18 protein-coding genes are annotated in these 25332 nt (G+C 65.3%); 10 read left to right on the top strand and 8 right to left on the bottom strand.

The features are described from left to right. Nucleotides 1-233: 233 nt before the first annotated feature. The gene (locus GVL61_RS15160; RefSeq protein WP_159981498.1) at nucleotides 234-2552 is read right to left on the bottom strand and encodes a TonB-dependent receptor; all 2319 of its coding nucleotides are present in this window, start codon (nucleotides 2550-2552) and stop codon (nucleotides 234-236) included. Nucleotides 2553-2741: 189 nt separating this feature from the next. On the opposite strand from GVL61_RS15160, the gene GVL61_RS15155 reads away from it, so the two are divergent. From GVL61_RS15155 to GVL61_RS15120, 8 genes are all read left to right on the top strand, one after another. After that, nucleotides 2742-3482: a DUF2334 domain-containing protein gene (locus GVL61_RS15155; RefSeq protein WP_159981497.1), complete on the top strand. Its 741-nt coding sequence runs from the start codon at nucleotides 2742-2744 to the stop codon at nucleotides 3480-3482. Nucleotides 3483-3651: 169 nt separating this feature from the next. Further along, nucleotides 3652-4857, top strand: coding sequence for a glycosyltransferase (locus GVL61_RS15150; RefSeq protein WP_159981496.1), 1206 nt, complete (start codon nucleotides 3652-3654; stop codon nucleotides 4855-4857). Between the two features lie 17 nt (nucleotides 4858-4874). After that, a complete protein-coding gene (locus GVL61_RS15145) occupies nucleotides 4875-5807 on the top strand; it encodes a hypothetical protein (RefSeq protein ID WP_159981495.1) in 933 nt (310 codons plus the stop codon). Next, nucleotides 5804-6328, top strand: a complete 525-nt coding sequence (locus GVL61_RS15140) for a DUF2141 domain-containing protein (protein ID WP_200844802.1) — start codon at nucleotides 5804-5806, stop codon at nucleotides 6326-6328. Before GVL61_RS15145 ends, GVL61_RS15140 begins: the two co-directional genes overlap by 4 nt. Nucleotides 6329-6335: 7 nt before the next feature. Further along, nucleotides 6336-7487 carry a glycosyltransferase gene (locus GVL61_RS15135; RefSeq protein WP_159981494.1) on the top strand — a complete coding sequence of 384 codons (1152 nt, stop codon included), beginning with the start codon at nucleotides 6336-6338 and terminating at the stop codon, nucleotides 7485-7487. A gap of 246 nt (nucleotides 7488-7733) precedes the next feature. After that, nucleotides 7734-9365: a Na+/H+ antiporter gene (locus GVL61_RS15130; RefSeq protein WP_159981493.1), complete on the top strand. Its 1632-nt coding sequence runs from the start codon at nucleotides 7734-7736 to the stop codon at nucleotides 9363-9365. 77 nt (nucleotides 9366-9442) lie between these two features. Further along, complete coding sequence (locus GVL61_RS15125) at nucleotides 9443-9985, top strand: Rrf2 family transcriptional regulator (protein ID WP_159981492.1); 543 nt, start codon at nucleotides 9443-9445, stop codon at nucleotides 9983-9985. Between the two features lie 149 nt (nucleotides 9986-10134). Then, nucleotides 10135-11346 carry an NAD(P)/FAD-dependent oxidoreductase gene (locus GVL61_RS15120; protein WP_159981491.1) on the top strand — a complete coding sequence of 404 codons (1212 nt, stop codon included), beginning with the start codon at nucleotides 10135-10137 and terminating at the stop codon, nucleotides 11344-11346. Between the two features lie 65 nt (nucleotides 11347-11411). On the opposite strand, the gene GVL61_RS15115 is transcribed toward GVL61_RS15120, so the two are convergent. The 7 genes from GVL61_RS15115 to GVL61_RS15090 form a co-directional block, all read right to left on the bottom strand. Continuing rightward, the gene (locus GVL61_RS15115) at nucleotides 11412-12398 is read right to left on the bottom strand and encodes an aldo/keto reductase (RefSeq protein WP_159981490.1); all 987 of its coding nucleotides are present in this window, start codon (nucleotides 12396-12398) and stop codon (nucleotides 11412-11414) included. 85 nt (nucleotides 12399-12483) lie between these two features. Then, the gene (locus GVL61_RS25015; RefSeq protein ID WP_159987286.1) at nucleotides 12484-12636 is read right to left on the bottom strand and encodes a hypothetical protein; all 153 of its coding nucleotides are present in this window, start codon (nucleotides 12634-12636) and stop codon (nucleotides 12484-12486) included. Between the two features lie 44 nt (nucleotides 12637-12680). Further along, on the bottom strand, nucleotides 12681-15119 hold the full coding sequence (locus tag GVL61_RS15110) for an exo 1,3/1,4-beta-D-glucan glucohydrolase (protein WP_235037726.1): 2439 nt from the start codon (nucleotides 15117-15119) through the stop codon (nucleotides 12681-12683). 53 nt (nucleotides 15120-15172) lie between these two features. Continuing rightward, nucleotides 15173-16483 carry a cation:proton antiporter gene (locus GVL61_RS15105; protein ID WP_159981488.1) on the bottom strand — a complete coding sequence of 437 codons (1311 nt, stop codon included), beginning with the start codon at nucleotides 16481-16483 and terminating at the stop codon, nucleotides 15173-15175. A gap of 19 nt (nucleotides 16484-16502) precedes the next feature. Continuing rightward, entirely contained in the window at nucleotides 16503-18779 is a 2277-nt protein-coding gene (locus GVL61_RS15100; protein WP_159981487.1) for a beta-glucosidase, read from the bottom strand. Continuing rightward, complete coding sequence (locus tag GVL61_RS15095; RefSeq protein WP_159981486.1) at nucleotides 18776-20338, bottom strand: tryptophan halogenase family protein; 1563 nt, start codon at nucleotides 20336-20338, stop codon at nucleotides 18776-18778. The genes GVL61_RS15100 and GVL61_RS15095 overlap by 4 nt, the downstream gene beginning before the upstream one ends. A gap of 24 nt (nucleotides 20339-20362) precedes the next feature. Further along, nucleotides 20363-22810, bottom strand: a complete 2448-nt coding sequence (locus tag GVL61_RS15090) for a TonB-dependent receptor (RefSeq protein WP_159981485.1) — start codon at nucleotides 22808-22810, stop codon at nucleotides 20363-20365. A gap of 150 nt (nucleotides 22811-22960) precedes the next feature. Between GVL61_RS15090 and GVL61_RS15085 the strand changes: the two genes are divergently transcribed. Then, the gene (locus tag GVL61_RS15085) at nucleotides 22961-24214 is read left to right on the top strand and encodes an MFS transporter (RefSeq protein WP_159981484.1); all 1254 of its coding nucleotides are present in this window, start codon (nucleotides 22961-22963) and stop codon (nucleotides 24212-24214) included. After that, nucleotides 24211-25236, top strand: a complete 1026-nt coding sequence (locus GVL61_RS15080; RefSeq protein WP_159981483.1) for a LacI family DNA-binding transcriptional regulator — start codon at nucleotides 24211-24213, stop codon at nucleotides 25234-25236. Before GVL61_RS15085 ends, GVL61_RS15080 begins: the two co-directional genes overlap by 4 nt. Nucleotides 25237-25332: the final 96 nt, after the last annotated feature.

The raw sequence follows: 25332 nt of genomic DNA, 5'->3' as shown, positions 1-25332 counted from the left end.
ACCGATGTTCGGCAAAGGTATCGGCATGAAAAATCGTCGTCCCCATTGCTTCAATAACGCTATTGCGAGGCAATCGCATATAAAGCGTCTCTGCCTGTCCGGGACTAGGCAGTCAAGCCTTGTCGATGTGGGGAATGCGGTTGGGGGGCAGCTCGCCGGAGCCCGCAGGAAAAGTTGCGGGCCGACGCATCGCTGCGCCGGCCCGGCTTTTTACCAGTAGTTTAAAAGGAGGATCAGAAGTCGGCGGTAGCGCTGAAGATCATCGTGCGCGGGGTGCCGATCCAGGCGTAGTTGCCCGAGATACCGCCGAGGTAGCTCTCGTCCGTGAGGTTGGTGATGTTGAGCGAGAACTCCAGCGCCTTGAAACGGTCGCTCAGCGCCTCGCCCTTCACCGCGACCGAGAGGTCGGTGAGGAAGTAGTTTTTCGCGGTCCAGCTGTTGTCCGCATTGACGAAGCGATTGCCGGTGTACTTGCCGGTCAGGCCCAGCTTGACCGGTCCGTAGGTGTAGGTGCCCGAGAGTACCCACATGTCCTTGGGAATTCCGGCAACGCGGTTGCCGGCGGTCACGCCCTGCTCGGCGTCGAGTTCGGTGCTGCCCGTGCCGCGGTAGGTCGCGTCGATGTGGGTATAGGCACCGTAGAGGCTGACTCCCGCCACCGGCCGCACGTTGGCGAGCAGTTCGAAGCCTTCGGAGTCGATGCCGCCGGCATTGAAGAACCGGCCGTCGCCTTCGCTCAGGTAATCCGGCCCGGCCGAGGTCGAGGACGGGACGAAGATCACCTGATTGGAGAATTTGCTTTTGAACCAGGTGGCCGAGGCGTTGAAGATCGGGCTGGCGTAACGCACGCCCGCTTCCCAGTTCTCGGCGGTCTCCGGTTCGATGTTCTCGATGGCGTCGGCACTGTATTCGAGCAGGGTATCGCTCAGCGCCTTGAAGTTTTCCGAATAGCCGCCGAACACGTCGAGACCGTCGAGCGGTTCGACCTTGACGCCGCCGGACCACAGGACCTTTGACTTCGACTTGGTCTTCAGGTTCGGGGTTTCGCCGAACAGGTCCTCGCGGTCGATGTGGTTGATGAACTGCTTGGCGCCCACGTTGGCCGTCACCGGGCCGACTTGGACTTGCTCCTCGACGTACCATTTGAAGGTAGTCTGCGGATACTTGCGGTCGTACTGGGTCCAGTACGGTGCGGCGTCATAGGCCGGGCCGACACGGGTGTCGGTGAGGTGGTGCCAGTCGCGCCATTCGCGGCGGTTGGTGTCCTCGTACCACAGGCCGCCGCGCAGGGTGTTCTCGACCATCCCGAACTGCGCGTTCCATGCCGCGTCGGCGGTGCCGCCGAGGCGGTCCTTGCGGTAATGGGTATGGCGGTAGGACTGCTGCCACAGGAAGCTGGCCGCCGTGGTCGGATCGACCGCCGCGCCGGACGCATTGGTGGCATAATAAACCGGAGTGCCGGAGCCTGCGGGCAGGCCGGCCCACCATGCGGGTGTGCCCTTGACCGAGCCTCCAGAGATTTCGCTCTGCGGGCCGGCTCCGTCCTGAATCACATCGACGATGTAAGGCGGCGCCCAGTCACCGCGGCCAGCCATGTCGTGGTAGTAGACCGAGGCTTTGAGGTCGATCGTATTGGCGATCGTGGTTTCACCCTTGAGGTAGGCGAAGAAGTTCTTGCGCTTGGTGTTCCAGACCTTGCGGTACTGCTGGTCGGCCGCAGGCACGCCGGTCCACACGCCGACGAGCCCGTCGGAATTGGGATTGGCGGCGAACTGCGCCTGCGAGTACATCTGGTCGTAGTTGCTTTCGAACGCCTCGTCGTAATCGACGTAGCCGGTCAGCTTGACGGGCGTGTCGACGATGAACTTGGCGGCAAAATTGTCGCGGCGGTTGTTCGCCGAGCCTTCCATCCAGTCGGTGGCTTGCTGGTGCGAATAGGAAATCCACGCCTTGGCGACGCCGCCGATCAGGCCGGTGTCGACACGGCCGTAATAGCGGCTTGCGTCATAGTCGCCGACCGAGCCGGAGAGGCGTACGTTGAATTCGTCCTTAGGGTCCGAGGTTACGAAATTGATCGTGCCGCCCAGCGCTTCGTTCGAGCGCGAGGCGATGTCGGCAGTGCCCTGGAAGACTTCAACCGTGCCGATGTTCATGGTGTCGACGAAACGATTGGCCTTCGAGCCGCCGCCGTAGCCAGAGCCGCCGTTGGGCAGTCCGTCGATGGTCAGGCCGACCTGCTGCGTGTCGAGGTTGGTCTGGTAGCCGCGGATCGAATAGGTGGTCGACCAGTCGTCGAAACCGAAGGCGTCGCCCTCGTTCACCTGTACGCCGGGCAGGGTGCCGATGAGGTCGATCGCAGAGGCGACCGGCGACTTGTCGTCCAGCAGGTTCTCGTCGAGAGCGGCGTTGTTGTAGGTCGTGCGCTGGCCGGTGACGACGATGGCCTCGGCGTCTGCGTCTTCCGCTTCGTCGGCGAAAGCGGGCGTGGCGGCGGCGATTGCGGCGAGGCTGACGCCGAGAATACAGAAATTACGGATCGATGTAGTGCGCATGGCTGAAACCCCCTGTGCCAGTTCTTGTGCGACGCAGCATCTGGGCGTGTTTTCTGACGCGGTGCAGACAGTTTAGGGACAGTTCCGGGTCTTTATCTTGACGGCCTTCTGACATTTCGGTGACGACCGGCGTCTTCACACTGTAACTGGCTGAGCGCATTGGCTGCCGCGATCTGCATCGGGATAGCCATGACCGAAACCAAGCGCCTTCTTGCCTCGATCCATGATGTCGGCCCCGGTTTCGAGCGGGAGGTGGAACAGCTTGCCGCGCTGCTTGAGCGGCGGCTGGGCGGCCCGCGCTTTGCCATGCTGGTGGTTCCCGATCACTGGGGCCGCCACCCGCTGGACAGCGCTCCGGCGTTCAAGGCCCGGTTGCGGGCGTGGTCCGATGCGGGGGTCGAGATGTTCGTGCACGGCTGGTTCCACCGCGATTACGCCGAGCATCGCGGCCTTGCCCGCATCAAGGCACGGCACATGACGGCATCGGAGGGTGAGTTCCTGGGACTCGAGGAAGCCGAAGCGCTGCGCCGAATGCAAAAGGGCAGGGCACTTGTCGAGGACGTGACGGGCCGCGCAGCGGCGGGCTTTATCGCTCCGGCGTGGCTCTATGGTCCCGGTGCGCGCGCGGCGCTGCGCAGGAGCGGGCTGACGCTGGCGGAGGACCACTGGCGGGTCTGGGACACGGCCAGCGACAAAGTCCTGGTGCGCGGTCCGGTGATTACCTGGGCCAGTCGCAGTGCGGGGCGCACTGCCTCGTCGATCGCCTTTGCCGGGCTGGCGCGGCAGGTTTTGCCAATGCTTCCGACGGTGCGGATCGCGGTGCATCCGGGCGACGTCACCAAGCCCGAGCTGGTGGCCAGCATCGATGCCACGCTGGCTCGGTTCGCGCGCAGCCATGAGCCTTCCCGCTATGTGCAGATCCTTGTCTGACAGTCCCCATTACGGTTCAAAGGCGCTGGCGTGTCGGTGAGGCGACCGGCCGTATCGTCGTCACAAACCCGAAATCATCCTTCCATAGAGGGCCGCTGGTAACGAACTCATTCCCCTCCCGCCCGGTGCGGACTGGAGGGGCAAGGACGGCGGGGCGGCGTCTGACAAAATGCACGAAGCGCTTGGACATGGACCACTCAGGATCGCGATTCCGATCCACAGCCTGGAGCCGGGCGGCGTGGAGCGTGTCGCGCTGGGGCTGGCGACGCAGTGGCGCAGCGCCGGGCATCAGGTGACGGTTGTGCTTGGCCGTTCGGGAGGCTCGGGCCTGTGCAGCGCGCCTGCGCTCGATTACTGGAGCGTTCCCACGCGGCTATCGACCGCATCCTGGGAAACGCCGTGGATGATCCACAGCCTCTACAGCTTCCTGGTCGAGCGCCGCGTCGATGTACTGTTCTGCCCCGGTAATACCTATGCTGTTGTCGCCGCTGCGATGAAGCTGCTGCTGGGCGGTCATGCGCCGCCAATGATGCTCAAGGTCAGCAACGCGCTGCATCGGCCCGACATGCCGCAGCCAATCCGCAGCGGCTATGGCACCTGGCTGCGGGCACAGGGCGCCGTGTTCGATTCTCTTGTCGCCCTGTCCGAGCCGATGCGCCGCGAAATCCGGGAGTGCATGCTGGCCGACGCCCGGCAGGTCAGCGTCATCGCCAATCCGGTGCTGACCCGGCAGCGACTGCGCCAGTTGGGCCGGATCGAGCGGCGCGCGCCTTCTGCCTGGGGCATGCGCTATCTCGCTGCCGGGCGGCTGGTGGCGCAAAAGAATTATCCCCTGCTGCTGCGCGCCTTCGCAGGCGCAGCGCGGGCGGACGATCAACTGACCATCGCCGGGGAAGGGCCGGAGCGCGCCCGCCTTGAAGCGCTGGTGGACGGGCTGGGCATCGCCGGGCAGGTGCATTTCGCCGGTCACGTTACCAGCATCGATCCGCTGTTGGAAAAGGCCGATGCGATGGTCCTAAGCTCGGATTACGAGGGCCTTCCCGGCGTCGTCGTCGAGGCGCTGGCGGCTGGGTTGCCCGTGCTGGCGACCGACTGCTGCGTCAGCATGACCAGCCTTGTGGACCACGAACGCACCGGATTGATCGTTCCCCCCGGCTGTATCGAAACTTTCGCGCAAGGGCTGGTGCAGCTGCGCCAGATGCGCGGAGACCCGCAGCGCGCCCGCTCCGTGGCCTCGATCTACGAAGTCGAAGGCGCGGCGCATCGCTACATCGAACTCATGCAGGATGTTGCCCGGCGGCGCGATCATGACCGCAGGCTTGGCCTTGCCCTCAGCGCGCTGGCGCCATGTCGTTTGCTGCGGCGCTCACAGTAGTTCGGACCATCCAGGAGATGTCCTTGTCCCATACCGTTGCTGCAGGCAGCCTCGATCTGCCCGCGATCCAGCTTACCCCGCAGGACCGGCCCTCGCATCGCGGGCGCAACGCTGTGTTTTCGATCCTGCTCTCGCTCGCGGTGATCGCCGCCGTGGTGCACGAGACGAGCAGCCTCGAACTGCGCCGCCTGCCGGCGATGATCCCCTCGTCACCAGCGTTCTGGCTGGTTTTTGCCGCATCCTATCTCATCACTCCCGCCAGTGAGTGGCTGATCTTCCGCCGTCTCTGGGGCATTCCGGCGACGGGCTTCCTCGCGCTGGTGCGCAAGAAGGTCTATAACGAGCTTCTGCTTGGCTATCTGGGCGAGGCTTATTTCTACACCTGGGCGCGCCGACGGGTGACGCTGGCCGCTGCGCCTTTCGGGGCGGTCAAGGACGTCGCCATTCTGTCCGCGATGACCGGCAACCTAGTCACCGTGGTACTGCTGGCGCTGGTCCTGCCATTGCTGGGAACCCACGCGCTGGGCATTGATGCGCGGGTATTGATGCTCTCGCTGGGTGTGATCCTGGTGATCTCGATCGCGGCGATGGCGTTTCGCCGCCGGGTGTTCAGCCTTCCCAGGCCCGACCTCTGGATGATCGGGCGGATGCACCTGGCCCGCATCATACTGTCGACCCTGCTGTCGGCGATCCTGTGGCATCTGGTCCTGCCCGGCGTCGCGCTGTCATGGTGGTTCTACCTCGCGACGCTGCGCCTTCTTGTTTCGCGCCTGCCGCTTATCCCGAACAAGGACCTGCTCTTTGCCGGCATCACCGTCGTGGTGCTGGGCGAGGAGCGGGATATCGGCACGCTGATGGCCCTGATGGCGGGCCTGATCCTTGCCGCGCACCTTGTGCTGGGTGCGCTGGTGGCCCTGCACGATCTCGTCAACCTGGAGAGGCGCCCATGATTTCCGTCTTGTCCCTCGGTGTCGTACTGCCGCTGGCGGCAGCTGCGAGCGTGGCTTCCACCCCCGATCTCGGCAAGGCCGAAGCCCGCTGCCGGCCCGGCGAGAGCGGGTCTGCCTTCATCGTCGAGGTCGAAGGCCTCAAGGACCGCACCGGCAATCTCAAGCTGGAAATATACCCTGCCAACGACCGCGACTTCCTTGCCGACGACAACAAGCTCATTGGCGAGGGCAAGACATTCCGCCGCGTGGAATTGCCGGTCCCGGCGAGCGGCCCCGTGCGCCTGTGCGTGCGGGTGCCCGGCCCCGGGACATATGCGGTGAGCCTGCTCCACGACCGGGATGAGGACCGCAAGTTCAACTGGAAGGTCGACGGCATCGGTTTCGCGGGCAACCCCCGGTTGTTCCTCGGCAAGCCGCGCGCGGTCAACGCGGCCGCCAGCGCGGGCGGCGCACCGACCCGGCTTTCGATCGTGCTCAACTACCGCAGGGGCCTCGGTGTCGCCCCGCTAGCAGCAAGGTGACCGGGCGATGAGGATCGTGGATGTCTGCGCCTTTTACACCCCGCATGGCGGCGGTGTGCGCACTTATGTGGAACAGAAGCTGCGCATCGGGCCGCAACTAGGACACGAAATCGTGATCCTCGCCCCCGGAGACGAGGACGGCGTGGTCGAACGCGGACCGAACGCCCGCATCGTCACGCTGAAAAGCCCGCGCTTCCCGCTGGACCGCAAGTACGGCTACTTCGCTTCGGCCGAGCAATTGCACGGTGCCCTCGACGAACTGGCGCCCGATTTCGTCGAGGCGACCTCGCCCTGGCGCAGCGCCGGCCTCGTCGCCGACTGGGCGGGCGCCGCGCCGCGCAGTCTGGTGATGCATGCTGACCCGCTTTCCGCTTTCGCCTATCGCTGGTTCGGGCAGGTCTTCTCGCGCAGGACGATCGACTGGCAGTTCTCGGTCTACTGGGAGCATCTGCGCCGCCACTCCCGCCGCTTCGACCATGTCGTATGCGCCAACAGCGACCTTTCGCTTCGGTTGGCCGAAGGCGGCGTGCCGCGCACGGTGACGCTGCCGATGGGTGTCGAGCCGGGCCGCTTCTCGCCGGTCAACCGCGATCCTGCCTTGCGCGCACGGTTGCTGGCTGCCTGCGACCTGCCGGAAAGCGCCAGCCTGCTGCTCGGCTGCGGGCGCCTTTCGCCGGAAAAGCGCTGGCCGATGGTGATCGATGCGGTCAACGCCGCGGGCCAGCAGTCACCGATCGGTCTCGTCATGTTCGGCGAGGGGCGCGAGCGGCGCACGATCATCAAGCACATCGCCGGTAACCCGCATGTCCGCCTGTTCGAGCCCGAGCGCGACCGCGAGATGTTCGCGCGCATCCTCGCCAGCCCTGATGCGCTGATCCACGGCTGCGAGGCGGAAACCTACTGCATGGCCGCTGCCGAAGCGCGCGCGAGCGGTACGCCGGTCATCGTACCCGATGCTGGCGGGGCAGCGGATCATGCCGGCGACGGCGCGGGCATGACGTATGCCGCCTGCGACCCGGCGGCAGCTGCGCGTGCCATCGCGACTGTGTTGCGCAGCCCGCGGCAGCAGCCGCAGGAAGCGCGTACGATGACCCAGCATTTCACCGAGCTTTTTGCTCTGTACGAACAGACGCGCATCCGTCTGCGTGCGGCAGCCTGACGCAAAACCGGATGCCCCGGCAACGGGCACCCGCTATTGTAGGGCAGGGTCTCAAAACGATTAGCGCTGGCCGATCCCGAACCTCGAAGCTGCGCGTACAACCACCGCACGCCGGTGCGCGGGCTATCACGTTGCCATGGCGATTGGCTCAATATGGCCATTTTTACGGTTCAGGAGGACATCTGGGGGTTGTGTCTTTTGCATCGAGTCCCCTAAGTTGGGTGCACCGCAACATGGAGTGAAGTTTTGGAGACAGTTTCTATCGTGCTATTCCTCTTGCTGGCGGTAGTCGTCAGCGGAGCCTTCGCCCGAATGCTGCCGGTCTCCATTCCTACTCCTTTGGTCCAGATCGTCCTTGGCGCGGCGATCGGTCTGTCGACCTCGCACGGGGTCGAGCTTGATCCCGAGCTTTTCCTGTTCCTTTTCCTGCCGCCGTTGCTGTTCCTCGACGGCTGGCGCATCCCCAAGGATGAACTGCTCAAGGATGCCTCCACCGTCGTCGAACTGGCCCTCGGGCTGGTGCTGATGACCGTGGTGGGCATGGGTTTCTTCATCCACTGGATGATCCCGGCCATGCCGCTGGCGGTGGCATTCGCTCTTGCCGCTGTCGTCTCGCCGACAGACCCGATCGCGGTTTCCGCCATCGCCGCGCGTGTGCCGATCCCCAAGCGCATGATGCACATCCTCGAAGGCGAATCGCTGCTCAACGATGCCTCGGGCCTGGTCTGCCTGCGCTTCGCCGTGGCGGCGGCGCTTACGGGCACGTTCTCGGCCGGGGAAGCGGCGCTGAACTTCGCCTGGGTCGCGCTTGGCGGACTGGCGATCGGCGTTATCGTCACCCTCGCAGTCACGCGCGCCAAGGCCTGGGTGACCAAGCGCTGGGGTGAAGATACCGGATCGCAGATCCTCGTCAGCCTGCTAATCCCCTTCGGCTCCTATCTGCTGGCCGAACACATGCACGCATCGGGCATCCTTGCCGCGGTGAGCGCGGGCGTGACGATGAGCTTCGCGGAAATCTCGCGCCAGGCGCTTGCGGCCACGCGGATGCGCCGCAATTCGGTGTGGGACATGGTCCAGTTCACCCTCAACGGCATCATCTTCGTGCTGCTGGGTGAGCAGCTGCCGAGCATCCTTGCCGGTGCGAAGCAGACGGTCGCGCTGACCGGCCACGCCTCGCCGTGGTGGCTAAGCGCCTATGTTCTGGCGATTGTCGCGGGCCTTGCGGCGCTGCGGTTCATATGGGTGTGGGCCTCGCTCAAGTTCACCATCCTGCGCAAGGCGAAGAAGGGTGACGGTTTCCAGAGCCCGGACTGGCGTCTGGTCGCGGCGACATCCTTCGCCGGTGTGCGCGGCGCGATCACGCTGGCCGGTGTGCTTACGCTGCCGCTGGCGCTTAACGACGGAACCCCGTTCCCCGCGCGCGACCTTGCGATCTTCCTGGCTGCAGGCGTCATCGTCGTCTCGCTCGTGCTGGCCAGTGTCGCCCTGCCGATCCTGCTGAAGGGGCTGACGATGCCCGCCGAACCGGCCAAGCAAGCCGAGGAGGACAATGCCCGGATCGCCACTGCCGAAGCTGCCATTCAGGCGATCGAACGACACCAGCACGCTTTGGCGGCAGACAAGGTGGACGCGGATATCTACGCCGAAGCGGGCGGGCAGGTGATGAACCTCTACCGCGAGCGGGTTGAGGGGCTGAGCGGCAAGCAGTCCGCTGAAAGCCGCGCCGGTGACCGGCTCCTGCGCGAATTTCGCCTCGTGGGCGTCAAGGCGGAACGGGCGGCAGTACTCCAGCTCGTGCGGACCCGCCGTATCGGCAGCGAGACGGCCAAGAAGCTGACGCGGGAGCTGGACCTGTCAGAAACGCGCTACCAAGGCTGATGGAAAATTAACGAGGACTAACTTAGTCTGCGTTTAATCGTTGACTGCTATAACGCGGATAGAGTAACTCCGCGTTCATGGCTCACATAACTACCAGCGTCGAATATGGCATCCACGGATTGCTCTGGCTCGTCGGCAATGACGGCAAGGCGCTGAGCAGCCGTGAGATCGCCGAAATTCAGGGCATCTCACCCAGCTTTCTCGCAAAGATTTTCCCCAAGCTGGAGAAGGCCGGGATCGTCGCCGCCAGCGAAGGCGTGCGCGGTGGCTACCGGCTGGGGCGCGCGGCGGATGAGATCACGTTCCTCCAGATCGTCGATGCGATCGAAGGCGAGAAGCCGCTGTTCGACTGCCAGGAAGTGCGCGAACGCTGCGCTCTGTTCACAGGCGGCGTGCCGGGCTGGGCAACTTCGGGGACCTGCGCGATCCACGCGGTGATGAAGCAGGCCGAAAAGGCGATGCGCGATGCGCTTGCCGCCCAGACGCTGGGCGAAGTCGCCAGCCGTTTCAGCCGCAAGGCGCCGGAGAGCTTCTTTGCCGACTTCAAGGAATGGGCGGATGAGCGTCAGACGACGCGAACGGCCCGCACCGGGCGCCCTGTGCGTGACGGGCCTTCCTGATCCGCTTCAATTCCCCCTGAAAACCTGAACTTCTTTCTCGTCGTCCTCGCCGGACGCTGCCGGGAAAGCCGTGCCTCGCGCCTGCCTGACAGGGCATAGTGCCCGGCGGATCGAGACTTTGCGTCCGGTGAACCTGAAGGAGAACACCCATGAGCAAACAGACCATTCTTGTCGCCGGTTCCGGTTTTGCCGGTGTCTGGGCCGCGCTGTCCGCCGCCCGCGCCATTTCGCTGGCAGGGCGTGAGGGTAACCTGGAAGTGGTGATCGTATCGCCCGAACCCCGCCTGGTGATCCGCCCGCGCCTGTATGAAGCCGTACTCGAGAACATGGACCCGGACGTTTCCGAACTGCTGATCGCCGTGGGAGTGCGCCATATCGCCGGTCTGATCCAGGACATCGGCGTGGATGGCCGCGAGGCTACGGTACTGCACGGCGATGGTGCCGTGCAGTCGATCAAGTGGGACCGCTTCGTTCTTGCCACCGGCAGCCGCTTGTCGGCCCCTGCGATCCCCGGCCTTGCCGACCATGCCTTCGACGTCGACCAGCTTGCTTCCGCGCACCGTCTGGATGCTCACATCAAGTCGCTGGGAGCGCGGGCCGAAACGGCGGTGCGCAATACTGCGGTCGTCGTCGGCGGCGGTTTCACCGGCCTCGAAGGCGCTGCCGAAATGCCCGAACGGCTGCGCGCGGTACTGGGTGAGGACGCGGAGCCTCGTGTCGTCATCGTCGATCCGGCCCCGCAGATCGGCGCCGACATGGGCGATGAGGCAGGCGAGGCGGTTCGCGCCGCACTGGTGGAAATGGGTATCGAGCAGCGGCCCGGCGTGCGCGTCACGGCGGTCGATGCGGGCGGCGTCACGCTCTCCGACGGTTCGCGCATCGATGCCGGTACGGTGGTGTGGAGCGGGGGGCTGCGCGCCCATCCGCTTGCCGCGCAAGTCCCCGGCGAGCATGATGCGGTGGGCCGTGTGATCGGCGATGCCTTCCTGCGCGCTCCGGCGGCGGAGGGTATTTTCGTCACCGGCGATAGCGTCAAGGCGGCGACCGACGATGCCGGCAACTTCACGGTGATGTCCTGCCAGCACGCGCTCAGCCTTGGGCGGGTGGCGGGGCACAATGCTGCTGCCGAACTCGCCGGGCTGGAACTGCACCCCTACAGTCAGCCCAAGTACGTCACCTGCCTCGACCTGGGGGCCTGGGGCGCGCTCTATACCGAGGGCTGGGACCGGCAGGTCCGCCTCACGCGCGATGAGGGCAAGAAGGTGAAGCAGGAGATCAACGGCATCTGGATCTACCCGCCCGCACCGGACCGCGAAGCCGTGTTCGCGGTGTCCAACCCGGACTTCGTCATCGTTCCTTGATGGGATTTTCGCCGTGAATTGCGCGCGTCCCGGCCAGCAAGGGCAGCCGGGATGCGCGCTCCGTTTCAGTAGTCTTCGGTGTCGATGCTGGCCTGTGTGGCGTCGGGATAGCGGCGGCCGCTGATAGTATGCTCGCTGATCAGCGCCCCGGCCTGTTCCAGCACCGAGGCGGCGATGGCCAGCCCGGCAGCGGCATGGTTCTGGTCGAAGTGGGGGATGGTGCGGGTGCCGGGGATCGCGTGGACATGCTCCGCGCGCGACAGGGCCCAGGCCAGCGCTAGTTGAGCAGGCGTGACCTGCGCTTCGGCGGCGAGCGCGTTGAACTGGGTGATCAGTTCGATGTTGCGGGGCCAGTTTTCCGCCTGGAAGCGGGGCATGGAGCGGCGGATGTCCTTTTCGGCGAGCGCTGCTGCATCATGCAGCTCGCCGCCCAGCGCCCCGCGTGCGACGGGGGAGAAGGCGACCAGCGCGATGCCGAGTTCCCGCGTGGTTTCCAGCACGCCCAGTTCGACATTGCGGGTCCACAGCGAATATTCGGTCTGCACCGCCGCCATCGGGTGGACGGCGTGGGCTTCGCGGATATGGGCGCTGGACCATTCCGAGACGCCGTAGGAGCCGATCTTGCCCGCCTCGATCGCGCGGGCCATGGCGCCGACGGAATCGGCGATCGGCACCTTGGGGTCGAAACGGTGCATGTAGAACAGGTCGATATGATCGGTGCCGAGCCGCTTGAGGCTGCCGTCGAGCGAGGCGGTGATCGACTCCGGGCGGCAATCGATGCCGCGGTTCGGCCCCTCGACGACGATGCCGGTCTTGGTGGCGAGGAGGAATTCTCCGCGCCGGTCGATGATCGCTTCGCCGAGGATTTCCTCGCTTACGCCGGCGCCGTAGATGTTCGCGGTGTCGAAGTGATCGCAGCCGGCGTCCAGCGCATGGCGGAACAGCGCCACCGCATCCTCGCGGGAAGGGGCAGAGCCGTAGGCCCAAGCGACGTTCATGCACCCGAGGCCCACGGAATGGACCTGCCGGCCCGCGAGAATGCGTTGTGTCATCAGCTCCAGCCGTCCTGTTGTTCGAGATTGCAGGCGAGTTCGCCGATGACGACGTAGCAGTCAAGCACCTTGGCCGCCGACGAGTTCAGCCCGCTGCACCAAGCCCCTCTGCCTGCACGCAAGGCGTCGAACCGAGCGACACCATCGAGGTGGGCAGGGAGGACAAGGCTGCGCGGGTCATTCGGCTGATGCTGCCAAACGAAACGCGGCAGGCAGGGAATGCGCGCTGCTCGATCATGTCGATGTCATCGCCGGCGGGGCGTTCAGCTTCCTGCCGGGCTTTCAATCGCCGCAGGCGTTCATCGGCATGCTTACGTAGTCGATCTTCACGTCTGAGAGGGACACCGCCAGCGGACCGTTTGCGCTGAGCACAAACGGCGCGGTAATCGCGGCCATGTCTGCGCCGCGGCTGGCGAAGCACTGTAGCGGGACGGCGATGCGAGCCCATTCACCCAGAGGTGCGCGGGCAAGGGTGGTTGCGATGGGCACCGAAGTGGTCTTGCCGCCGCTCTCGATGCCCAACGCCACCGGCCCGTTGGGCCTGGCATCGACCCGGTATTCGATGACCAGACTGATCTCGCCATTGCTCTCCCGCGAAAGGTCGATGGCGCGAGGCGGCACCAAAGCGACTCGGCCCGCGTGAGGACCCGAGCCAAGCCACGTGAAGCGCAGCGCATCTTCCTGTGCGTGGCGGTCGACGCCGATCTGGGTGACCGTCTGCGTGTCGATCGACCATCCTGCGGGAACGCGTCCCTTGCCGTAGAAGACACCGGGCGTCGCCTCGGCCATGCCGGCGGGACGGGCCTCGTCCAGTTGCGCCACCTTGCCGGGGGCGGCGTAGGAAAGGCCGTAGCCGAAAGCGAACAGCGGATCGTACCCGGCATCGCGGCGGTTGAGGACATACTGGTCGGGCCGCTTGGGCCAGGAGAAACTGAGTTTGCCCCGGAAGTCGTGGGCCGGTTTGCCGTCCGCTCCTGCGAAAAGCACGTCGGCAACGCCGCCGCCCTCGCTGCCGGGGAGAAAGGCTGCCACAAAAGCGTCGGAGGCGTTCATTTCGGCATTCACCCATAGCGGACGGCCAGAAAGGAATACCGCCACAACCGGAATACCCGCTGCCCTGAGGCGGCGCAGCTTTTCGAGATCGGACTTGTCGCCGGGACTGTATTCCAGGTTCGGAATGTCGCCCTTGAATTCGGCATAGGGCTGCTCGCCGAAAACGACGATAGCGGCGTCGGGCTTGGCGCTGAACTTGCCATCGGGCGCATAAGTGGCGGTGCCGCCGCCGGCTTTCACGGTCTGCTCGATGCCCTTCCAGATCGAGGTGGCATTGGGGAATGCGGAATTGGGCAAGTCCGCGCCCTGCCAGGTGATCGACCAGCCGCCCGCCTGCTGGCTGATGCTGTCCGCTGCGCTGCCGACGACCAGGATGTTGGCAGCGGGCTTGAGGGGAAGCACGCCATCGTTCTTGAGCAGCACCATGGATTCGCGCACCGCCTCACGCGCGATGGCGCGGTGCTGAGGGGAGGCGATGACGTCGAACTTGGCCGCGAAGGCGCGCGAGGATGGCTGTCCGCGATCGAACGTTCCGGCGCGCAGTTTCACGCGCAGGATGCGCCGCACCGCATCGTCGAGCCGTGCGGCGGGGATGGTGCCCGCTTTTGCCTCGGCCAGGGTATTATCGTAGAGCTGCTTCCAGCCGGGGCCGGAATACATGAACATGTCGAGCCCTGCATTGATCGCCTGCGGGCAATCCTCGTTGCTGCAACCCTTTACCTGGCCGTGGCTGTTCCAGTCGCCCACGACGAAGCCGTCGAAGCCCATGCGCTCCTTGAGGACGCCTGTGAGCAGGCTCTTGTTGCCGCTCATCTTCTCGCCGTTCCAGCTGGAGAAGCTGGCCATGACCGACTGGGTGCCCGCCTCGATCGCAGCGGGATAGCCACCCAGATGAACATCGCGCAGTACCGTTTCGGGCACCCGCGTATCGCCCTGGTCGCGCCCGCCCGTGCCGCCGTCGCCAAGGAAATGCTTGGTCGTCGCGATCAGGTGGTTCGGGGCAAGGAAGTCATTCGTGCCGACCTTGCCCTGTACGCCCTCGATCATCGCGCCTGCATAGTCGGCAGGGATCTGCGGTTCCTCGGAATAGCTTTCGTAGGTGCGGCCCCAGCGGTCGTCCTGCACCACCGCAAGGGTCGGTGCGAAGGTCCAGTCGAGGCCGGCGGCGGCTGTTTCCAGCGCTGTCACTTCACCGATCTGGCGGATCAAGTCGCGATTCCTAGCGGCGCCAAGGCCGATATTGTGCGGGAAAAGGGTGGCGCCGACGATGTTGTTGTTGCCGTGGACCGAATCCGTGCCCCAGATGATCGGGATTTTCGGGCGGCTGTCGCTGCGGGTCATCGAGGCGTCGTAGAATTCGTCCGCCAGCTGCAGCCACTTGGCGGGGGAGGCATATTCGTCGTCATAAGGGCCGCTGTTGCCGCCGTTGAGGATGGAGCCCAGCTTGTACGTCACGACGTCGGCCGGCTTGATCGAGCCGATATCGACTTGGATGATCTGGCCGACCTTGTCCTCGATCGACATCGCGGCAAGCAGGGCGTCGATCTTCTTTTCGACCTTCGGATCGCGGCTGGGGCGGGCGCGGACTTTCGGCCAGATCCCGGGGTTCGCGATGGAAGCCGCGGGCTGGTCTGCTGACGCGGTTTCGGCCAGTCCGGCGCCCGGCATTCCCGTCAGCGTCAGGGCGAGGATCAGGAGAGAGGCGCTCGATCGGTTCGTTTTCATGGTCGCTCCTGTGCGCCGTAAAGCTGCGGCGGCGCATGTGGGATGTGAGGGGGATGGGCGCGCATGTCACGCAGCGCGCGCAGGATCGGGCCGGTCATAACAGTCGTGACGACCGCCATGACGACCAGTATCGTGAACATCGACCGGGGCAGGAAGCCCAGATCGTAGCCGACGTTGAGCACAATCAACTCCATCAGTCCGCGCGTGTTCATCAGCGCGCCGAGGGTGAGGCTTTCATGATGGGCGAAGCCATTGGCCCGTCCGGCGCAGTATACCGGGACGATCTTGGCCAGCACGGCGATTACGCAGACGGCGGCCAGCCAGGCCAGCTCCGGCCCGGATGAAAGCCCCAGCAAATTGGTGCGGAGGCCCGTGAACGTGAAGAAGATCGGCAGGAAGAAGACCAGCACGAACTGCCCGACTTGCGCGTTCCACGCCTCCACAAGCGGGCGATGGCGATGAAACAGCAGGCCGGCGGCGAAACCGCCGAAGATCGCGAAGATGCCCAGTGCGAAAGTACACAGCGCCAGCCCGAAGATGACGATCAGCAGGATCGCCAGAAGATGCGGCGGGATGGCGCCATCTTTCAGCGGCAGGCGGGCCACCAGCCGGTCGCACAGCGGCGCTGCCACGAAGCGCAGGGAGAACAGGAACAGCGCAAGGCCGCCCAGATGTAACGCCAGATAAGTCACGGAAAGCTGGGCGGCGGCGAATGCGGCGATCCCGGCGAGCAAAATCCAGCCGACTACATCGTTCACGGCGGCAGCGGAAATGGCGACGATGCCTACGTCGTTGCGGGTCAGCCCGTACTCGCCCAGGATACGGCCCAGGATCGGGACGGCGGTGATCGCCACAGCCACTCCGCAGAACAGGCTGTAGACGAACGGGTCGACATCCGGCGCCAGGCTGGCGGCCGAAAGCTGGCCGATGCCTACCCCGGCAAGGAACGGCGCAAGGATCGAGGCGAGGGCCACGGCGATGGTCGTTCGTTGCAGGCGAGGTATCTTCAGGCGGCCGAATTCGAACTCGCCGCCGATCTGGAACATCAGCAGGATCAGGCCGATTTGGCTCAGCACCGTGACGGCAGGCTCCGGCTTAGCCCCGAACAGGGCGAGGGAGACGCCAGGAAAGAAGTACCCGAACAGCGACGGGCCAAGCAGCAGCCCGGCGACGATCTCACCCACGACGCCGGGCTGTCCCATGCGCCGGAACAGCCCGTGCATCAGCCGCGCCGCGCCGATCATCACGATCAGTTGCAGTAGCACCGTGAAGAGCAGCATCTCGGTCTGGTGGGTGGAACCCGTCATGGCGGATCAGCGCGCTGGATCAGGGCCGCGCCGACAGCGCGTCTAGCATTGCGGTGCCCTTTAGCGCGGTATCGCCGGCGAAGTGGCCCACAACCACGGGATAGGCGCCCGCATCGACCTTCCAGCCCGGCGCGGCTTCATCAAAACGGGCGATCACGCGCGGGTCGACCGTGACGGAGACATGGCGTGTCTCGCCCGGCGCAAGGCTGACTTTCTCGAAGCCGGCCAGGCGGTAGGCGCGGGTTCCGGCTGCGCTTTTCGCCTCGACGTAGACTTGCGGGACATCGGCGCCCGCGCGCTTGCCGGTATTGGTGACGTCGAAGCCGACGGTCAGCCCTGCGCCGCCTTCGATCTTCAGGTTGGCATAGCTGAAGCGGGTGTAGGTTAGCCCGTAGCCGAAGGGGAACAGCGGTTTGCGCTGCTTCGCGGCGTACCAGCGATAGCCCACCTCGGCGCCTTCCGGGTAGTCGACGGTGAAGGGCGCGACGCCGCCGCTCATGCCGTAGACGGTCTTGTTACCGGCGCTGCGGCGCGCATCGGCGGCGTGCAGTTCGGCAAGGCCTGCGGGTTCGCTGCGCGGGGCCTGATCCACGCTGGCGGGGAAGGTGATCGGCAGGCGGCCGGAGGGATCGACTCCGCCAAACAGGATGCGAGCGATCGCCTCGCCGCCGCGCTGGCCGGGATACCATGCCGACAGGATGGCGGGCACGCGGTCTACCCAGGGCATTAGCACCGGCCCGCCGCTTTCGAGCACGACCAGCGTTTTCGCATTGGCGGCGGCGACGGCCTCGATCAGTGCGTCCTGCTGATCGGGCAGGGCCATGCTTTCGGGGTCCTGCGCCTCGGTACGCCAGGCCCAGGCGAAGACGATCGCCATGTCGGCGCCGCGAACCGCCTTGGCCGCCGCCTTGGGATCGCTGCCGTCGAGGTAGGTCACGCTGGCCTGCGGCGCCAGCGCGCGGATCGCCTGAAGCGGCGAGGATGCGTGCCAGGTGATGCGCGCAAAGGATGCGGCCGCGCCTTTGGTCAGGGGAATCTCCACCGGAGCGCCGCCCACCGAGCGGACCTGCGAGGAGCCGCCGCCCGAAAGCACGCCGACATCGGCATGGGCGCCGATCAGGACGATCTTCTTCGCGGTTTTGGCCAGCGGCAGCAGATCGCCCTTGTTCTTGAGCAGGACGATGCCTTCCTCGGCTGCGCGCTGGGCGACTTCAGCATGAGCGGCATAGTCGATCGGCTGGGCACTGTCCGGCACGGGCTTGTCCATCAAGCCGCTGTCGATAACCCCGAACAGTATGCGCCGGACCATATCGTCCAGCCGCGCCATCGGCACGCTGCCGTCCTTGACTGCGCCGGCAAGGGCCTTGTCGAAGTACATTGCATCGTCCAGTTCCTGACCGGAATCCTGGTCGAGGCCGTTCATCGCCGCTTTCTGTGTCGAATGGACTGCACCCCAGTCAGACATGACCCAGCCCTTGTAGCCCCAGTCCTGCTTCAGGACGGTATTGAGCAGCCAGTCGTTTTCGCAGGCATAGTCGCCGTTGACCTTGTTGTAGGCGCACATGACCGAGGCGGGCTTGCCGATTTCAGTGGCGATCTGGAACGCCAGCAGGTCGCTTTCGCGAAGCGCTGCCCTGTCGATCCGCGCGTCGAGAACGGTGCGGCCGGTCTCCTGCGAATTGAGCGCGAAGTGCTTGATGGTGGAGACGATGGCGTTGCTTTGCACGCCCTTGATATGTTCTCCGGCCATGACGCCTGCGAGCAGTGGATCTTCGCCCAGATATTCGAAGTTGCGGCCATTCCACGGATCGCGGGTCAGATTGATGCCGCCTGCGAGCAGGATGTTGAAGGTCTTGGCGCGCGCCTCTGCGCCGATCATCGCGCCGCCTTCATAGGCCAGGCGCGGGTTGAAGGTGGCGGCGGTGGCGATGCTGGCGGGCAGGGCGGTGGCGACATCGCCCTTGCGCTGCTCCACCTGGTTGGCCACGCCGAGGCTGGCGTCGCTTTCGCGCAGGGTGGGGATGCCGAGCCGGGGGATGCCGGGGACGTGCCCGGCAGACGGGATCATCGCGATCGGCGGCTGCGGCTTGGCGAGGGGCGGGAAATAGCTGTGAACCAGCTGCAGCTTCTCCTCCAGCGTCATCGCCCTGACCAGTGCGTCCGCCCGCGCTTCAGCCCCGGATGCGGAAGATGGCTGCGCGGAATTGGCCGCCTGCTGCTGTGCAAAGACGGGCGCGGCAAGCGATGCCCCGGCCAAGAGGGCGGCGATCAGGGCGGCGTGCTGGGGAAATCTCATCGGGAAACCTTGCTGGACGGGATGCCGGTGCGGGCATGATAGTGGTTCAGGAGCGCCCGGTGATCGGGCAGGCCGCCACGCGCGCCGGCATGGGCCGCGCGCACGCGGGCGAACACCTCGCGCGCCTGCGCAGCTCCGGGATAGCGGGCCGCGCCGAGGTGTGTCTCGAACCCCATGCCGTAGAGGATGTAGTGGTAGCTGGGCGGCAGGAACGTCTCGAGGTCGACCACGAAATCGAACCGCGAGGGCGGGCGATGGCGCCACTGTGCGAGCATGTCGCGCAGGGTTTCGGGAATGGTCGCGGGGTCTGCATTGTCGCGCCAGTATGCGGTGTCGGTGCGGCGGGTGATGCAGTAGTGGAGCTTGAGGAAGTGGACGATCCGCTCGAACCGTGCGCTCATCAGTCGGTTGAAGCTGCGCGCGGCGGCGTCACGGGCATCACGGGCAGCGCCTGCGAGAAGATCGGGAGCCAGAAAATCACCGACCATCCGAAGCGCGGCTTCGATCAGCATGATCCCGGTCGATTCCAGCGGCTCGAAGAATCCGGCGGAGAGGCCCACTGCCACGCAGTTGCCGATCCACTGGCGCTGACGGTAGCCGGTTTCGAAGCGTAGCTGGCGCGGGCTCAGCGCATCGCCCTGCGGCCCGACATAGCGGCGCAGCGTCGCCTCGGCTTCCTCGTCGGAGCAGTGGCGGCTGGAATAGACGTAGCCGATGCCGCGCCTCTCGGTCAGGCCGATATCCCAGGTCCAGCCGGCCTCGTGCGCCGTCGCCAGCGTATAGGGGCGCACCGGGGCGCCGGGCTGGGCATAGGGCACCTGCATCGCCAGTGCGCGGTCGTTGAACAGGCTGCCTGCGCAAGATGTGAAATCGGCGCCCAGCGTCTGCCCGATCAACAGGGCGCGAAAGCCTGAGCAATCGAGGAAGAAATTGCCGGAGACGGTGCGGCCGTCGGCCAGTTCCAGCGCGGCGATGTCGCCATCGGCCTTGCGCTGGACGCTGGCGACAGTGCCTTCGATCCGCTCGACCCCGGCGGCGATGGAGATTTCGCGCAAGTAATCGGCAAAGCGGGCCGCGTCGAAATGATAGGCGTAGTTCATCGGGCCGGAGAAGTCGGGGTCTTCGGGCCGCTTTGGCGCGCGTCCGGCGCGGATCACCTGCTCCTGTACGGTGACGGCATCGGCCCAGGCGAGCCGCTGCGGGCTGGTATCGGCCAGCCAGTGCGGCAGTAACGCCTCGTCCTCGCCGCCGATGGGCATGTTGAAGGGGTGGAAATAGCTGTCCGCCCCGGTGGCCCAGCCCTCGAACAGGACGCCCTGCTTGAAGGTGGCGTCGGCGCGCACGAGGAACTCCGCCTCGCTGATGCCCAGCCCGGCCAGGGTCGAGCGGATGGTCGGGAATGTACCTTCCCCCACGCCGATGATGCCAATCTCGCTGGATTCCACCAGCGTGATGCCCGTCATCTTCAGCGTTCGGGAAAGATAGGCGGCGGCCAGCCATCCGGCCGTGCCGCCGCCCAGTATGACGACACGACAGGAGGAGGGATTGTCGATCGTCATACCTTGCGCCTCTCTGGCTCAGGGTCAGAAGCTCGCGCGGGCGCGGACGCCCCAGGTGCGCGGCGGCTGAAGGTTGGACAGGAACACCGGATCGTAGCGCGGCGCGCCGAATGCGCTGGCATTCGTGCGAATCCTGCCGTTCTCGATGTTCTGGATGAACGCCTCGACCGTGTAGTTCTGGTCCGCCGAAGTGAAACGCAGCGATGCGTCCGAACGGAAGTAGGCCTTCTGGCGATCCCAGCTGGTGCCGTTGGTGCCGCGATCGGGCATGTTGTCCGCCGGATCGTTGGCGTTGACGAAGGGGTTGGCGTCGCCGTTGAAGTAGCTCAGCCAGCTCTTGGTCTCGTAGTGCGTGGTGAAGCGCGGGGTGATCGTGGCTCCGCTCGCCAGCTCGAAGTCGTGTTCGTAGCTGATGCTGGCCGAGAAGCGCGGTGCGTGCGCCAGTTCGTTGCCTTGGAGCTGCGCGATCGAGGACGCCTTGCCACCATCGTAAAGCCGTCCGTCGACGCTCTCCAGATATTCCAGCTTGGTCTTCTGGAGCGTGCCGGAGAACTGCAGGCGGTCGGCATTGGTCAGGTTGGCGTTGAGTTCCGCTTCGAGACCGTAAGCTTTCGCGCCCTTGGCGTTCTGGGTGACGATCTGGCTGCGTACCACGTTGCCCTCGGCATCGCGGAAAGTGACGGCCTGGTTGACCTGGTATCCCTTGAAGTCGGAATAGTAGGCAGCAAGGTTCAACGTCACGCGGCGATCGAGGAAGCGGGTCTTGAGGCCGACTTCGTAGTTGGTCAGGGTTTCCGGGTCGGTCAGGCCGGCGTTATCCTGGATGTTGCCCGACTTGAAGCCGGTGGAAAGGCTGGCATAGCCCAGCGTATCGGGGGCCAGGTCGGCGTCGACGCGGGCAAGATATGTCAGCTTGTCCCACTTGCCCTTCACGTCGTTGTTCGAGATCGAGAAGCCGGGCAGAAGGGCGACCAGTTCGGCAGCGCTCGCATTGGGATAGGCACCGAAGATGCCGCCCTGGCAGGCGTCGGCCGGCAGGGTTGCGGGGCAACTGTCGAAGGTGACATTGCGACCGCCGATGTCCTGCTTCTTGTCCGAGGTGTAGCGCAGGCCGCCGGTCAGGCGCAGCCAGTCAGTAGCGTGCCACACGGCCTGGCCGAACGCGGCGCGGCTGTCGATCTCGCGGTCGGCCTGGATGAAGCTGCCGGCCCAGCTGAAGGTGCCGTCGCGGTAGCCGTTGCGCTGGTCGATATCGAAGCGGATCTTGTTCTTTTCGTGGCTGTAGTAGGCACCCAGAATCCAGTCGACAGCCTGTTCGCCAGTTGACTTCAGCTGGACCTCGTGGCTCTGGAAATCATAGCGCGAGGACAGCGTGCGGTTCTCGTTGAAGGCGCCCAGCGGCAGGTCGTTGCCGTCGGCATCGATCAGGCCGGTCGGGGGCAGGGCGCCCGCATCGGCGTCGGTCCGGGTGCTGCCGCCGATGCGCGACCAGCCGGCGATGTAGCTCAGCTGGATCCCGTCGGTAAGGTCGTAGTTCATCGTGCTGCGCGCGGCGACCGAGTAGCGGTTGGTGTCGGGTGCGGTGTCGGAAAGTGTCGACCAGCGCTTGGTGCCTGCACGGGGCGTCTGCAGCAGGCCGATCACCGGGGCGCCGTTATCGAGGAAACCTTCGCCGGAGAGGTTCCAGCTGAAGCGGTCACTGGGCTGCCACAGCATCGAGACACGGCCTGATTGCTGGTCGGCGGCGTAGTACTTCTTGCCGGTGGTGACGAAGGCCGACCGGTTGATACCGGCGATCTCCGGCGCTGGCTGGTACGAGGCGTAGCCGTCGTGGCGGTCGCTGACGAAGGCGACACGGAAGGCCAGGGTGTCGGTCACGGGGATGTTGATCGCGCCGCGCACGCCGAAGCGGCGGTAATTGCCGGCGGTCAGCTCGACGTTGCCTTCGAACTTGCCGAGCTTGGGCTTGGCCGAGATCAGGCTGAGCGCGCCCACGGTGGCGTTGCGGCCGAACAGCGTGCCCTGGGGCCCGCGCAGCACTTCGACGCGCTCCATGTCGTACATCAGCACCGAGGCACCCTGCGAGCGGGGCGAATAGATCCCGTCGATGTAGATTGCCACTTCGGGATCGGCGACTTCGGTATAGGCGCTGTCGTTGCCGATGCCGCGAAGGGTCAGCAGCACGGCCGACTGGTCGCCCTGTTGGTTGAACTGCAGCGAGGGAACGAAGCGGGCCAGGTCGGTGACGTCCTTCACCTGGTTCTTGTTCAGCGTATCCTGGCTAAAGGCCGAAACCGCGATCGGGGTGGATTGCAGCGTGGTTTCGCGGCGCGTCGCAGTGACGATGATGTCACTGTCGGATGCAGCCTGCGGCGCGGCCTGCGGTGTGGCGGCGTCCTGTGCATGCGCGGCGGATACGGAAAATAGGCAAGTCGCAAGCGCTGTGCTCGCGACGAGTGCGTGCCTCGTCATGTTCATCCTCCCAGATGTGTCGTGTTGTCGCAGTGCAGAAACCAAATCCTGACATCGTTGTCAATGTGTGATTTGACATCGATGTCAGAAACTGTGTTCTATCCGCTTCGACCTTTTGCAATGCGGCCAAGGGTACTCTAGGTGTCTTCCATGACCGTTTCAAAGCCGTCGATTTTACCGCCTAAGTCCCCGGAGTGCGTGGCGAAACGGCTGTTCTGGCTGTCGATCGGGGTGTTCTTCATCGGCGGTTTTCTCAGCTCGGCGGTCAGCCTGCTGGTGCCCCAGCTCAAGGCGATCCTGACGCTGGATTACAAAGGCGCGCTGCTCATCCAGCTCGCTTTTCATTCCAGTTATCTGTTTTTCGCACTGCCTGCCGCACTGGCCGTGGTGCGAATCGGCTACATGCGGGCAATCGCTTTCGGGCTTTCGGTCATGACCGCTGGCTGCCTGGCGCTGGGAATTGCGCAGAGCGCGCGGCAGTTCGTGCTGGTGCTGGGCGCGCTGCTGCTGCTTTCGGCGGGGCAGACAGTGCTGCAGATCGCCTCCAACACCGTGGTTACCGTGATAGGGCCATCGCGCAGTGCGGCATTTCGGCTGACGCTGCTGCAGGGGTTCAATTCGCTCGGCACGGTGATGGGGCCGCTGGTGAGCGCGCCTTTCCTGCTGGCGGAAGTCGCGCCCGGTAGCGATGCGGCAGTCAGGGCGTCTTTGCCTTTCGTGTTTTCCGGAGTTGTGCTGGCGGCCCTCTCCACGTTTTATCTGGGCTACCGCGGATTGCTTCACGATGCCGCTGCTGCGTCCGACGGTCTGCCCGAAAGATCGAGCCGGCAGATATTCGCCGTGCTGGGTGATCCACGCCTGCTATGGGGAACCGTCGCCATCTTCGTCTATGTGGGCGCAGAAGTGACGATCGGGACATTGATGACCAACGTATTGATGCTGCCCGAGCGCCTGTCGCTATCCCCCGTCAGTGCCGGACGGATGGTGAGCCTGTACTGGGCCGGGGCGATGGTGGGCCGCTTCGCCGGGGCCTGGCTGATGACGCGCATGGGCGAAGCAGCGCTGCTGCTTTATGCTGCGCTGGGCGCGGTCCTGCTGACGGCTGCGGCGATCGTGCTGCCAGGCCTGGCCGGTTCCGCCGCCCTGATCGCGGTGGGGCTGTGCAATGCGATCATGTATCCGACGATCTATGCGATGGCGATGCCGCGCGATGCGAGGCTGGCTCCTCTGGCCTCGATGTGGCTGTGTATGGCGGTGGTGGGCGGGGCTGTCGTCCCCATGTTGACGGGGGTACTGGCCGACGCGATCGGCCTTCTGCCCGCACTGATGCTGCCGGCGGCGTGCTATGTCGCCATCGGGGCGTTTGCAGTATTCTGTGCCCCCCCGCGCGAGATGCCGGCATGAGCGTCATCACCATCAAGGACGTGGCTGCCCGGGCCGGCGTTTCGGCCAAGACCGTCTCACGCGTTATCAACGGCGAGGCGCATGTCCGCCCGGAGCTGCGCGAACGGGTGGAGCGGGTCGTTGCCGAACTCGATTACCGGCCCAATGCCTTTGCCCGCAGCCTGTCCAGTTCGCGGTCCTACCTGCTCGGCCTGTTCATCGACGATCCGGTTTCGGGCTATGCCGCCGATGTCCAGCATGGCGCGCTGATGCGCTGCCGTGAGCGCAGTTATCACCTCGTCGTTGAGCCGGTCGACCTTGCCGGCGCGGGCTGGGAGGGGCAGGTGCGCTCCAGCATCGCGGCGCTGCGCCTCGACGGTGCCATCATCGCCCCGCCCATCTGCGACGAAGCGGCGCTGACCGCCCTCTTCGCGGAGGCGGGGTTGCCGATGGTGCTCGTCGCGCCAGGCTCGAAGGCCTTGTCATCGGGCAGCGTGAGTATGGACGATCGCAGCGCAGCGCGCGAGATGACCGATTACCTGCTAGGGCTGGGGCACCGCCGCATCGCCTTCATTCAGGGGCCGGAGAGCCACCGCTCCTCGGTGAGGCGCGAGGATGGCTTTCGCGATGCCATGGTGCAGGCAGGTGTCGCAGTGGACGAAAACGCCATTCTGCGCGGCGATTTCACTTTTCGCGCCGGCTTGGAACTGGGCGAGCGGCTGCTAGCGGGCCCGGACCGACCGACCGCCATCTTCGCCGCGAACGACGACATGGCGCTGGGCGCCCTCATCACTGCGATGAAACTGGGAATCGCCGTGCCCGAGACACTGTCGATCTGCGGTTTCGACGATGCCGCCTCGTCGCGCGCAGCCTGGCCGCAGCTGACCACTATTCGCCAGCCCAAGGCGGAAATGGCCGGGGCGGCGGTCGACATTTTGGTGGACCCGCAGTTCCGCAAACAGGCTGGCGGCGCGCAGTCGCATCTGCTCTTGCCGCACGAACTGATAGTGCGGGGCAGTACTGCAAGGGCGCCTGCGGCGTAACGCCGCTTCTGGCGAGGAGCAGATGGCCCCCCAGGATGGGGCCAGATGTTTTCCACGTCCCGCGAACCATTTCACACCAGTCATGGCTATCTGCAA

The sequence above is a fragment of the Novosphingobium sp. 18050 genome, from assembly GCF_902706195.1.
Lineage (GTDB): Bacteria > Pseudomonadota > Alphaproteobacteria > Sphingomonadales > Sphingomonadaceae > Novosphingobium.
Note: the sequence above shows the minus strand (reverse complement) of the source record. Positions and strands in the feature narration are given on the sequence as shown.

What these genes read in the sequence shown, in the direction of transcription:
- GVL61_RS15125 (WP_159981492.1), top strand. Translation starts at nt 9,443, where the DNA reads ATGGCTCACATAACTACCAGCGTCGAATATGGCATCCACGGATTGCTC.
- GVL61_RS15160 (WP_159981498.1), bottom strand. Translation starts at nt 2,552, where the DNA reads ATGCGCACTACATCGATCCGTAATTTCTGTATTCTCGGCGTCAGCCTC.
- GVL61_RS15080 (WP_159981483.1), top strand. Translation starts at nt 24,211, where the DNA reads ATGAGCGTCATCACCATCAAGGACGTGGCTGCCCGGGCCGGCGTTTCG.
- GVL61_RS15155 (WP_159981497.1), top strand. Translation starts at nt 2,742, where the DNA reads ATGACCGAAACCAAGCGCCTTCTTGCCTCGATCCATGATGTCGGCCCC.
- GVL61_RS15085 (WP_159981484.1), top strand. Translation starts at nt 22,961, where the DNA reads ATGACCGTTTCAAAGCCGTCGATTTTACCGCCTAAGTCCCCGGAGTGC.
- GVL61_RS15090 (WP_159981485.1), bottom strand. Translation starts at nt 22,810, where the DNA reads ATGACGAGGCACGCACTCGTCGCGAGCACAGCGCTTGCGACTTGCCTA.
- GVL61_RS15140 (WP_200844802.1), top strand. Translation starts at nt 5,804, where the DNA reads ATGATTTCCGTCTTGTCCCTCGGTGTCGTACTGCCGCTGGCGGCAGCT.
- GVL61_RS15150 (WP_159981496.1), top strand. Translation starts at nt 3,652, where the DNA reads ATGCACGAAGCGCTTGGACATGGACCACTCAGGATCGCGATTCCGATC.
- GVL61_RS15110 (WP_235037726.1), bottom strand. Translation starts at nt 15,119, where the DNA reads ATGCCGGGCGCCGGACTGGCCGAAACCGCGTCAGCAGACCAGCCCGCG.
- GVL61_RS25015 (WP_159987286.1), bottom strand. Translation starts at nt 12,636, where the DNA reads ATGATCGAGCAGCGCGCATTCCCTGCCTGCCGCGTTTCGTTTGGCAGC.
- GVL61_RS15135 (WP_159981494.1), top strand. Translation starts at nt 6,336, where the DNA reads ATGAGGATCGTGGATGTCTGCGCCTTTTACACCCCGCATGGCGGCGGT.
- GVL61_RS15145 (WP_159981495.1), top strand. Translation starts at nt 4,875, where the DNA reads ATGTCCTTGTCCCATACCGTTGCTGCAGGCAGCCTCGATCTGCCCGCG.
- GVL61_RS15120 (WP_159981491.1), top strand. Translation starts at nt 10,135, where the DNA reads ATGAGCAAACAGACCATTCTTGTCGCCGGTTCCGGTTTTGCCGGTGTC.
- GVL61_RS15095 (WP_159981486.1), bottom strand. Translation starts at nt 20,338, where the DNA reads ATGACGATCGACAATCCCTCCTCCTGTCGTGTCGTCATACTGGGCGGC.
- GVL61_RS15100 (WP_159981487.1), bottom strand. Translation starts at nt 18,779, where the DNA reads ATGAGATTTCCCCAGCACGCCGCCCTGATCGCCGCCCTCTTGGCCGGG.
- GVL61_RS15115 (WP_159981490.1), bottom strand. Translation starts at nt 12,398, where the DNA reads ATGACACAACGCATTCTCGCGGGCCGGCAGGTCCATTCCGTGGGCCTC.
- GVL61_RS15105 (WP_159981488.1), bottom strand. Translation starts at nt 16,483, where the DNA reads ATGACGGGTTCCACCCACCAGACCGAGATGCTGCTCTTCACGGTGCTA.